Annotated in this window: 12 protein-coding genes and 1 tRNA gene; 9 read left to right on the plus strand and 4 right to left on the minus strand. The window is 70.7% G+C overall.

Annotated elements, in window-relative coordinates; genetic code table 11:
• Positions 1-77 precede the first annotated feature (77 nt).
• Both AB0M47_RS14985 and AB0M47_RS14990 read left to right on the plus strand, forming a co-directional pair.
• Complete coding sequence (locus AB0M47_RS14985) at positions 78-587, plus strand: DUF2231 domain-containing protein (RefSeq protein WP_363413034.1); 510 nt, start codon at positions 78-80, stop codon at positions 585-587.
• A 21-nt stretch (positions 588-608) separates the two neighbouring features.
• On the plus strand, positions 609-1,712 hold the full coding sequence (locus tag AB0M47_RS14990; protein ID WP_363413036.1) for a CapA family protein: 1,104 nt from the start codon (positions 609-611) through the stop codon (positions 1,710-1,712).
• 87 nt (positions 1,713-1,799) lie between these two features.
• Here the strand turns inward: AB0M47_RS14990 and AB0M47_RS14995 are convergent, their stop codons facing one another.
• The gene (locus AB0M47_RS14995; protein WP_253758188.1) at positions 1,800-2,012 is read right to left on the minus strand and encodes a hypothetical protein; all 213 of its coding nucleotides are present in this window, start codon (positions 2,010-2,012) and stop codon (positions 1,800-1,802) included.
• Between the two features lie 24 nt (positions 2,013-2,036).
• Here AB0M47_RS14995 and AB0M47_RS15000 point away from each other — a divergent pair, with 24 nt between their 5' ends.
• Positions 2,037-2,219: a hypothetical protein gene (locus AB0M47_RS15000; RefSeq protein ID WP_363413038.1), complete on the plus strand. Its 183-nt coding sequence runs from the start codon at positions 2,037-2,039 to the stop codon at positions 2,217-2,219.
• Positions 2,220-2,234: 15 nt separating this feature from the next.
• Here AB0M47_RS15000 and mscL read toward each other — a convergent pair whose 3' ends face one another.
• From mscL to AB0M47_RS15015, 3 genes are read right to left on the minus strand one after another with little or no spacing between them, the layout of a single operon-like run.
• The gene (gene mscL / locus AB0M47_RS15005) at positions 2,235-2,609 is read right to left on the minus strand and encodes a large conductance mechanosensitive channel protein MscL (protein WP_363413040.1); all 375 of its coding nucleotides are present in this window, start codon (positions 2,607-2,609) and stop codon (positions 2,235-2,237) included.
• A 23-nt stretch (positions 2,610-2,632) separates the two neighbouring features.
• Positions 2,633-2,917 (minus strand): FmdB family zinc ribbon protein, encoded by a 285-nt coding sequence (locus AB0M47_RS15010; protein ID WP_363413042.1) that lies wholly within the window; start codon positions 2,915-2,917, stop codon positions 2,633-2,635.
• 54 nt (positions 2,918-2,971) lie between these two features.
• Positions 2,972-3,547: a 5-formyltetrahydrofolate cyclo-ligase gene (locus AB0M47_RS15015; RefSeq protein ID WP_363413044.1), complete on the minus strand. Its 576-nt coding sequence runs from the start codon at positions 3,545-3,547 to the stop codon at positions 2,972-2,974.
• A gap of 121 nt (positions 3,548-3,668) precedes the next feature.
• On the opposite strand from AB0M47_RS15015, the gene AB0M47_RS15020 reads away from it, so the two are divergent.
• The 6 genes from AB0M47_RS15020 to AB0M47_RS15045 all read left to right on the plus strand — a co-directional run bounded on the left by AB0M47_RS15020 (position 3,669) and on the right by AB0M47_RS15045 (position 10,163).
• Positions 3,669-5,969 (plus strand): diguanylate cyclase, encoded by a 2,301-nt coding sequence (locus tag AB0M47_RS15020; protein WP_363413046.1) that lies wholly within the window; start codon positions 3,669-3,671, stop codon positions 5,967-5,969.
• A gap of 9 nt (positions 5,970-5,978) precedes the next feature.
• A complete protein-coding gene (locus tag AB0M47_RS15025) occupies positions 5,979-6,989 on the plus strand; it encodes a UTP--glucose-1-phosphate uridylyltransferase (RefSeq protein ID WP_363413048.1) in 1,011 nt (336 codons plus the stop codon).
• A 29-nt stretch (positions 6,990-7,018) separates the two neighbouring features.
• A complete protein-coding gene (glp, locus tag AB0M47_RS15030; RefSeq protein WP_363413050.1) occupies positions 7,019-8,299 on the plus strand; it encodes a gephyrin-like molybdotransferase Glp in 1,281 nt (426 codons plus the stop codon).
• The gene (locus tag AB0M47_RS15035; RefSeq protein ID WP_363413052.1) at positions 8,296-8,940 is read left to right on the plus strand and encodes a GNAT family protein; all 645 of its coding nucleotides are present in this window, start codon (positions 8,296-8,298) and stop codon (positions 8,938-8,940) included. The genes glp and AB0M47_RS15035 overlap by 4 nt, the downstream gene beginning before the upstream one ends.
• A gap of 230 nt (positions 8,941-9,170) precedes the next feature.
• Positions 9,171-10,046 (plus strand): hypothetical protein, encoded by an 876-nt coding sequence (locus AB0M47_RS15040; RefSeq protein ID WP_363413054.1) that lies wholly within the window; start codon positions 9,171-9,173, stop codon positions 10,044-10,046.
• Between the two features lie 43 nt (positions 10,047-10,089).
• Positions 10,090-10,163, plus strand: a tRNA-Ala gene (locus AB0M47_RS15045).
• Positions 10,164-10,215: the final 52 nt, after the last annotated feature.

A 10,215-nucleotide genomic window follows, 5' to 3' on the forward strand; every position in this document is an offset into this window, starting at 1 on the left:
GATCACCGACTACGCTGTGCCGCGGAAGGGTCGCACGACCCACGGGGGCCGCTCGGTGAGACATCGAGGAGAAGCGCGTGTTCCAGTACATTCTGGGCATTCCGGCCCATCCATTGATCGTGCACTTCGCGATCGTCTTCGTCGTCCTGCTCGTCGCCGGCTCGGCCGTCTACGCGCTGGTCCCGCCGGTGCGGCGGCGTACGGGATGGGCGGTCGGCCTGCTCGCCGTGGCCGGTCCGATCGCGGCCTGGGTCGGCACGGAGTCCGGCGAGCAGCTGGAGAAGCTGGTCATCGCCCAGGGATACCCGCAGGAGTTCCTCGCGAAGATCAACCAGCACGTCACCTACGGCGACCGCACCTGGTACTTCAGCCTGGGTCTCGGGGTGGCGACGCTGCTGCTCGTCTTCGTCTCGACCGCGATCGGCAAGCGTCCGGCCGCCGAGGGGGACAGCCGTCGCGGCTCGCTCATCGCCAACATCGGGCTCGGCCTGGTCGTCCTGGTCCTGGCCGGGTTCACCGGCTACTACATCTTCAAGACCGGAGACACCGGCGCTCATCTGCGGTGGGTCGACTTCGCGCAGAAGTGACGAAGGGGTAGAAGGGGAGGAATGGCGGCATTCCTCCCCAGACTCCCCGGACTCCCCAGACTCACGGCCCTCGCGCTCGCGGTCGGACTGCTCTCCGCGTGCACCTCTGCTGATACGCCGAAAGCAGCGACCGACTCTCCCCAGCCGGTGCGCAGCTCTCCGCGTACCAGTGAGATCACGGTCGTGGGGGCCGGTGACATCCTGGTCCACCCGCAGGTCTGGGCCCAGGCGCAGCGGGACGGGGGTTTCGCTGCGATGTTCGCCGGCGTGCGCGACGTGATCGCGGGTGCCGACCTGGCGCTCTGTCACCTGGAGACCCCGGTGGGCGAGCCGTTCCAGGGGTATCCGCGGTTCAACGCGCCGCCCGCGGTCGTCGCCGGGATCAAGGCGACCGGGTTCGACGGCTGCTCGACGGTCTCCAACCACACCTTCGACCAGGGGCAGGACGGCGTCGAGCGGACGATCGCGGCGCTGGACGCAGCCGGGCTGGGGCACGCGGGGACGGCGAGCCGACCGGCGGACGCCGGGCACGCCGCCGTCTACACCGTCCACGGCGTACGCATCGCGCACCTGGCCGCGACGTTCGGCTTCAACGGACTGCCCGCGCCGGACGGCAAGACCTGGCTCGCCGAGCGGATCGACCCGGACCGCATCCTGGCCGAGGCGCATCGCGCGAAGCAGGCCGGTGCCGCGATCGTCATCGTCAGCCTGCACTGGGGCACCGAGTATCGGCACGACCCGAACGCCGACCAGCTGGCCTGGGCGAACCGGCTGGCGGGGTCGCCGGACATCGACCTGATCCTGGGCCATCACGCGCACGTCGTGCAGCCGATCCGGCGGATCAAGGGCACGACGGTGGTCTTCGGGATGGGCAACGAGCTGGCTCGGCACGCGACCCCCGAGGACGCGAACCGGGAGGGGCTGATGGTCCGGGTGACCTTCGCCCAGACCGGTACGCGCTGGGCCGTCAAGACGGTCGAACCGCTGCCGACCTGGGTGGATCTCAGCCCGAGCATTCGCATCGTGAACCTGACGACGGCAGTCGGCGACACCGGCGTGGACGCCGCCCGGCACCGCATCTACCAGGCCGCCTACGACCGCGTCCGCAAGTACGCCCGCAGCTAGCGCGCTGTCGGCTGCAGATCACGGTTACGCAGGCATCGGCTGCCCGGGGATGCCTGCGTAACCGTGATCTGCAGGGGAAGCGGCGGGTCAGAAGAGCCAAAGGATGAGGGCGAGCGCGCACAGGGTCAGCGCGGCGATCCCGCCGATGAAGAAGGTGAACTGCCGGGCGGCGGCGTCGTCCCGATCGAGCGCGGCATGATCCTGCGGCGGCAGTACGCGCGGCGGCGAATCGCCCTCGATGATCTCGGGCTGATAGTCCGGGTCGTGCGGAGTGACCGGCGGACCCGCGTACTCAGTCACCCGTGCACCTCCTAAGCTGGATGCGTGGCCCGTGACGACCTGACCTTCGAGTCGCACTCCCCGGATGACGACCGGGAGGTGCAGCTCGAACCCGAGGAGCCGCCGATCCTGCCGGACCGGACGGTGGACGAGACGTCGACGGGTTGGAACGACGATCGGGACTCCAACGACGCGCGGCTGCTCGAGGACCGCCCGCCGCACTGGTGAGCCCGCAGCCGAGTCCTATTTGCCGAGTTTATCCCTGATCTGGGTGAGTAGGCGTACCTCGTCGGACATCTCTTCCTCGGCGAGCTTGCCGCGCCGCTTCGCCCAGGCGTTCATCGGCACGACGACGAAGTAGTAGACCGCCGCCGCCGTCAGCACGAACGTGATCACCGCGCCGATGAAGGCGCCGTAGTCGAAGGTCACGCCGCGGATCTTGAAGGTGCCGCCGGTGCCGTGGCCGCCGGTGATCACGGAGATCAACGGTTCCAGGAACGACTTCGTGAACTGCGTGATCATCGCGCCGAAGGCCGCGCCGATCACGATGCCCACGGCTAGATCGACGACGTTGCCGCGTGCGATGAATTCCCTGAACCCCTTGAACACGCGGTTCATTCTCGCCCGTCAGGGCGCTGGGCTCAGGACGACGCGCTGGACGAGCTGGACGAAGAGGACGAACTGGACGAGCCAGACGACCCTGATGAGCCAGACGATCCGGATGAGCTGGACGACGATCCGCCCGACGCCTTCCGGGAGTCGGTGCGGTAGAAGCCCGAGCCCTTGAAGACGACGCCCACGCCGGAGAAGAGCTTGCGCAGCGTGCCGTCGCACTCCGGGCACTCCGTCAACGGCGCGTCGGTGAACGACTGCACGGCCTCGAGTTGGTGACCACAAGCCGTGCACGCGTACTGGTACGTGGGCACGTTTCCTCCTTCTTCGAGTGCCGATAGTGGCACGCGAACCTCGCCAGTCTCAACTCAGCGAGGTAACGGGATCATTCCGCCCAGCGGTGTGACGACGGCCGTCACACGTCGGTCGTGCGGCTGAGCGGCCAGCCTGTGAACAAGCTCACCGTCGTGGAGCAGCGCGATCACGGGCGTACCGGCGGGAACTCGGGCCAGCGCGCGGTCGTAACTGCCCCCGCCCCGGCCCAGCCGCACGCCGGTCCGGTCGACCGCCACCGCGGGCACCACGATCAGTTCGGCCTCCGCGATCGCCATCGGCCCCAGTCGCTCGCCGGGGTCGTTCCAGTCGCGCCAGTCCAGATCGTTGTCGCTCATCAGCACAGGCAGTAATACGCGTGGCGCACCGGGCGCCGCGGCCAGCCGCCCCGGCAGGGAACCGTCGAGGTGCACTCCCGGCTCCGTGCCGAACGGTTCGTAGGCGGCGATCACGGCCGGCCGCGTTGTGCGTACAAGATCTGACAGATGGACCACGATGCGTCGCGACGCGTCGGCCAATTGCTCGATCGTGCGCTCGCGACGGGCCGTGAGCAGCGCGGACCTGGCCGCCGCCTTACTCGCGGCGAGATCCGCCGGAAGATCGACAGGCACCAGCGGCGGAGGATCCGAAAAATCCGACACGCGACACTTCCGTAACAACCCGAACGTAGGGGGCGAACCGTGCAAGCATCGCACCCGCGATGCAGCAATTCTACGGACAACGGAGTGAGCGGTGACCCTGCGTACCCGGCTGACCAGCGCCTTCCTTGCCACGGTGCTGGCACCGGTGGTGGTCGGCGCGCTGGTCGCGGGCGGCGCGCTGACCTCCGTCGCGCGTGACCAGGCCGCCCAGCGGCTCTCGGTGGCGGCGACCGCCGTACGCACCAGCGTGACCGCGTTGTGCGGGCAGCTCGGCGCGGTGGCGCAAGCGGTAGCGGCCGCCCCCGCGCCCGATCGCGCGGCCGTGGCCCAGGGATATGTGGCCCGTGGTCTGGCGACCGGGGTGCACATCGAGACGGGCGGCGAGGCGGACTTCGCCGGGATCACGACGCCGGGCGCGCCTCCACCGCCGTGGGCCGACTGCCCGCCGGGGTCGGCGAGCGACATCGGCCCGGCCAGTTATGAGGGTCTGGCGGCCCGGGTCGACCTGGTGACCGGCGGGCAGACCGTCGGCTCCGTGTACGCCGCGCAGACCGTCGACCGGGCGTTCCTGAACCGGCTCAGCGACGCCATCGGGGTGGACGTCGAGCTGCGGCCGGGTTCCTTCTTCCACGCGTTCGGGGATTCGCCCGAGGTGACCGATCCAGCCGACGACTTCGAGGCGTTGCCGCGGTCGCAGACGACGACGGCGCCGGTCGCCTCCGGCCCGTTCAACCGGGTCCTCGGCGCTGGGGACGGACTGCCGCTGCCGTTGACGCTGTCGGTTCCCGAGCCGGACGCGTACGCCCGCTATGCGATGCTCGCCGCGATCGTGCTCATCACCGCGGCCGCTGCCGTCCTGGTGGCGTGGTGGCTGGCCCGCACGACGACGGCCCCGCTGGCCAACCTGGTGACCGCCGTCGACCGGGTCGCCGACGGCGACCTGCAGGCTCGCGTACCGGTGCGGGGCAACGACGAGATCGGCCAGGTCGCCTCGGCGTTCAACCGGATGACCGGCGAACTTGAGTCCTATGTAGATGCGCTGACGGCCAGCCGGGACCAGTTGCGAGGCCAGCTGGGCGTGCTCGGCGACACCCTCTCCAGTACGCACGACCTCCACCGCATTCTGCAGGTGATCCTCCAGACCGCCCGGCACGCCGCCGGCGCCCGCGCCGGGGTGGTGCTCCTCATCGACCCGGCGACCGGACTGCTGACCGGCCAATGCGCCGAAGGACTCGATCCGGCGGTCCCGATCCGGGTCCCGATCGGCGAGGGACTGCTCGGCTCGGTCGCGGCGACCGGCGTACCGGTCCGGGGGCGGACCGACCGCGACGGCCCGGTGCTGCTCGCGGCGGAACCGCGCTGCAAGTCCTATGTCGTCGTGCCGTTCACCCTGGGCGGGCCGCTTCCGTCTGCCGCCTCCGTGGCCATCGTCGCCGCCGACCCCGCTTCCGGACCCGCCGCCGACTCGGGTGGTTCGGCCGGCTCGGCCGACCTGCCTCAGGTCGACGCCAGGCCGGTCGGCCTGTGGCCGGCCGGGCTGCCCGCCGCGCAGGGCGTCCTGGCCGTCTACGACCGGGTCGGCCGGGACGAGTTCGACGACGGCGACCTCGACACCCTTCGGACGTTCGCCGGGCAGGCCTCGGTCGCCGTCGACAACGTCCGGGTGCACGAGGAGGCCCAGCGCCTGTCGGTCACCGACTCCCTGACCGGGCTGCTCAACTACCGTTCCATGCTGGACTGCCTACGCCGTGAGGCCGACCGGGCGCACCGGTTCGGCCGGCGGCTCTGCGTACTGGCGCTGGACCTCGACCGGTTCAAGGAGATCAACGACTCCTACGGGCACGCCGCCGGGGACATCGTGCTCGCCGAGTTCGCGCGCCGCGTACGCGCCGAGATCCGCGAGGTCGACCTGGCGTTTCGGCACGGCGGCGAAGAATTCGTCGTCCTGCTGCCCGAGACCGACCTCGCCGGCGGAGTGGCCGTCGCGGATCGGTTGTGCGCCTCCATGCGTACGCAGCCGGTGTTGTTGCCGCGCGGACGGGTGGACGTCACCGTCTCCATCGGCATCGCCGTCTTCCCGGAGCACGGCGCGACCGGGTCTGCGGTGCTGCAGGCGGCCGACGACGCCCTGTATGCCGCCAAAGCAGCCGGGCGGGATCGGCATAGGACCGCGTTCTCCCCGGGAGTCGCGTCGGTGCCGCCGTCTTCGCTGCTCGACCCGCCCACCCAGCCGTCTCCGGCAGCTGCGGGCGGCGGTGGCGCGGGCTCGGGCGGAGCGGCCGCAGGCAGCAGTGTCGCAGGCGATCAGGGCGAGAGCGCGACAGTGACGGAATTGACCACACGCGGCGCGTCGAGCGGTCCGCATCCCCCTCGACAGGTCAACGGCCGATAGTCTCGCCACATGCTCGGACACACCCCCAACCCAGCAGGCGACGTGGTGACCGCGCCGACGGCGGCAGGCGTCGCCGAGGGTGGCACCCGGCGTGCCACAAAGGCTGTCATCCCCGCCGCTGGGCTGGCAACCCGATTTCTGCCCGCGACGAAGGCCGTACCGAAGGAATTGCTGCCGGTGGTGGACCGGCCGGTTCTGCAATACATCGTGGAGGAGGCGGCACACGCCGAGATCAAGGACATCCTGCTGGTCACCGGGCGGGGCAAGACGAGCATGGTCGACCACTTCGACCGGAACCCCTACCTGGAACAGCGGCTGGAAGCCAAGGGCGACACCCAACGACTGAACGCGGTGCGGCGTACGTCGGAGCTCGCCGAGATCTACACCTGCCGGCAGGGTGAGCCGCTGGGGCTGGGCCACGCCGTCTCGTACGCCGAACTGCACGTCGGCGGCGAACCCTTCGCCGTCCTGCTCGCCGACGAGTTCTGCGAGGAGGAGCGGCCGCTGCTGCCGTCCATGCTGGAACTCCAGGCCAAGACCGGCGGCATCGTGCTGGCCTTCATCGAGGTGCCCGACGATCAGGTCGACCGATACGGCATCGCATCCGTCGAGCAGGTGACAGCCGAGCTCGACGCGATCAGCGACGCTGGACCTGTGGTGAAGGTGACCGGGCTGGTCGAGAAGCCGAAGGTCGAGGACGCGCCCAGCAATCTGGCCGTCGTCGGCCGCTACGTGCTGCCGTTCACCATCTTCGACGCCATCCGCCGGACCAAGCCCGGCAGCGGCGGCGAGATCCAGCTGACCGACGCGATGGCGATCCTGCTCGACGAGGGCACCCCGGTCCACGGGATCGTCTATCGGGGACATCGCTACGACACCGGCATTCCGCTGGGGTACCTCCAGGCGACGGTGCAGCTCGCGTGCGAGCGGGAGGACCTCGGGCCGGCATTCCGGGAGTGGCTCGTGGACTACCTCGCCGGCTCCTCTCCCGCGGCGGGCACTTCGGCCGGGGGAGCCTGACCGGCGGAGATCGACTGGATGACACGGAGATGACCGCAACGGCCGAGTTCGAGTCGGCGTCGGCTTCAGAGCTGACGCCCCTCGCCGACTACCTGGGCAGCGTGCTGCGCAGGCTCAGGGCGCTGCCGGCGCTCGACCTCGACCTGACCCAGGCCCACGGCAACGTGCTGGCCGAGAACGTCCTGGCGCCGCACCCGTACCCGGCCTTCGACTCGGCCGGGATCGACGGGTACGCCGCCCGCGCGGAGGATCTCCTGCCGCCGGGACCGGGTCGTCCGGTGCGGCTCAACGTCATCGGCGACCTCTCCGCGTCGAGCTGGCGTCCGGTGCGGCTCACCCCGCAGAGTTGCTTCTCGGTGGCGGCCGGGGCGCCGATGCCCATCGGGGCGGACGTCGTCGTCCCGGTCGACTGGACCGACCAGGGGATGGCCGCCGTCGAGATCCAGCGGCTGCCCAAACGCGGTTACGGCGTACGCCGAGCGGGCGAGGAGATCGGGGCAGGAGACCTCCTCGCCCGGTCGGGCGCCGTCGTCACCCCGGCATTGGTGGCCGTCCTGGCCGCCAGCGGCATCGGCCACGTCGTCGTACGCCCGACGCCCCGAGTCGTCATCGTGGCGACCGGCGACGAACTCGTCGAAGCAGGCCGGGTCAGCCAGCCCGGTCAGGTCGTCGACGTCAACTCGCACGCCCTGACCGCAGCCGCCGCCGAGGCGGGCGCGCACGCGTACCGGGTGGGGATCTGCGACGACGACCCGGAAGGGCTGCGCGGCCTCCTGGAGGACCAGACCCTGCGGGCGGACCTCATCATCACCACCGGCGGCACCGGGACCGGACCGGGCGACATGGTCCGGCGCATCCTGTCCCGCCGGGACGGCGGCCGCGCCGGCAGCGTCACCTTCACGGAGGTCTCCCTCTATCCCAGTTCGGTCCTCGGCTTCGGCACCTACGGGTCGGCCGAGGAGGTCCCGATCATCTGCCTCCCGGGCGATCCCGGATCGGCGCTGATCGGCTTCGAAGTCCTCGCCCGCCCGGCGATCCAGCTGCTCGCCGGGGCTGAACCGGTGTTCCGCCCGTCCGTGCGCGCGCACCTCCTCGAGACCGTGACCTCCCCGACCGGGCTCCGGGAGTTCCGGCCTGCGCTCGTCGCGGAGCGTCGAGGAGGCGGATACACAGTGCAGCCTTTGGCGGGCGGAACGCGTACGCTGGCGGGGTTGGCCGAGGCGAACGGCCTGCTGGTCCTCGGCGAGCGGGTGACGACCGCCCCCGCCGGGTCCACCGTGGATGTGCTGCTGCTGGACAGGCGACGATGAACAGAGCCTTCGGGTACCCGGCCGTGCTCAGCGACGGGCCGGTGTTGCTGCGCCCCTACCTGCGTTCCGACGCGCAGGCCTGGTCCGAGGTACGCCAGCTCAACCAGCGCTGGCTGGCACCCTGGGAGGCCACGCCGATCGGGCCGTGGGCGCAGATGAACTCGACGGCGGCGTTCAAGCAGGTCTACAAGGGGCTGCGCGCGGCGGCCAAGGAAGGCGAGGCGATGCCCTTCGCCATCTGCCTGCGCCCGCCCGAAGGCGGACCCGAGCGGTTCGTCGGCCACATCAACCTCGGCAACATCGTGCGACGGGCGTTCGCGTCGGCGTACTGCGGCTATTGGATCGACTCCCGGGCCGCCGGGCAGGGCATCATGCCGACCGCGCTGGCCCTCGTCGTCGACCACGCCTTCAACGCCGCCGGGCTGCACCGAGTGGAGATCAACATCCGGCCGGAGAACAAGGCCAGCCGCCGGGTCGTCGAGAAGCTGGAGATCCGCGAAGAGGCGTACCACCCGCATTACATGTTCATCGACGGCGCTTGGCGCGACCACATCGGGTACGCCGTGACCGTCGAAGACATCGTGGGCGACGGGGGCCTGCTGCGACGGTGGCACCGCCTCCGCTCCACCCCACCCCAGTAACCCGTGCTGTCGCGTTGATCATGGACTTAACGCCATGATCGACCGGCGCGTCGTGTGCGTACCATCATGATCAATCCCTTGGGCCCTTGATCGACGTGCCGCGCGTCGGGGTGATCTCGCGCGTGTCGGCGAGCCTGCCGCCCACACCGGCATCTCGCGCTTACCCTCGGTAAACGATCTATCTGATCGCGGGGCCGCCGCCAGGCCTCGAACCGAGAGTGACGGGAGGGGTGAGGGTGCCGACCTCGGTGCTCCTCGCCGTCCTCACCGCGGCCGGGCTGCTCGCCCTGGCGCCGGCGCTCGTGCGCCGGTACGACGCCACCGAGCGGCTGGTGGCGGAGCGGGCGCTGTCGACGGCGCGGGTCCTGTCGAGGAACCGGCGCCAGCGCACTGTGCCAGGACGCCGCCCGGTCAACCCGCCGCGGACCTTCATCCCGTCGGTCCCGATCGACTATCTCCCGGTGTCCGCCGTCCCCGTGGTCAGCGGCATCCCGGTGTCGGCCCCGGCCCGCTCCGGCCCCCGGGCGTCGTCCCGTCGCCCGACCCTGACCGTGGTACCGCGCTCGGCCGTCCCGTACACACTGCGTGACGCGACCGGCGGTCGCAGCCGCCTCAAGCCCGCCGTCTACCGCCGCCGCCGGGTCCTGGCTGCGCTCACCCTCTTCAACGCCGTCGAACTCGTCGGCGTCTTCGCCGTCGGCCCCGGCTTCTGGATCGGCGTCGCTGCCAGCGTCACGCTGATGGTCGCGTACGTCGGGCACCTCCGCAGCCGCGCGCTCCAGACCCAGCGCCGCCGCCGCGCCGAGGAAGCCGAAGCCCGCTGGCTCGCCGACCAGCAGGCCGAGGTCCGTCGCGCCCAGCGCCGCCGCGCCGCCGCCCGGCGCGAGGCCGCGCGCCTCCTCCAGGAAGAACTCATCCGTCAGCGCGCGGCCCTCGAAGCCGCGCAAGCAGGCCAGCAAGACCTGCCCCGCGCTGTCGGCGGTCCGGTCATCTCCTACCGTCCCGCGACGCGAGGCCCGGCCATCCAGCCACGCCCACGGGTACGCGGAAAGCCGTACCACGCCGGACCGGCGGTCGGCGGGGGTGATTCGCGCTCGGCAGGGTAGACCTGCTAGCCTTATCGCCGGTCCGAGGATTCGGATCAAACCGGGGGACGTGGCGCAGCCCGGTAGCGCACCTCGTTCGCATCGAGGGGGTCAGGGGTTCGAATCCCCTCGTCTCCACCCAGTTCAGAAGCCATTTCCTATCGATGGAGATGGCTTTTCTGCTACCTGT

Source organism: Hamadaea sp. NPDC051192, assembly GCF_040682475.1.
Taxonomy (GTDB): Bacteria; Actinomycetota; Actinomycetes; order Mycobacteriales; family Micromonosporaceae; genus Hamadaea; species Hamadaea flava.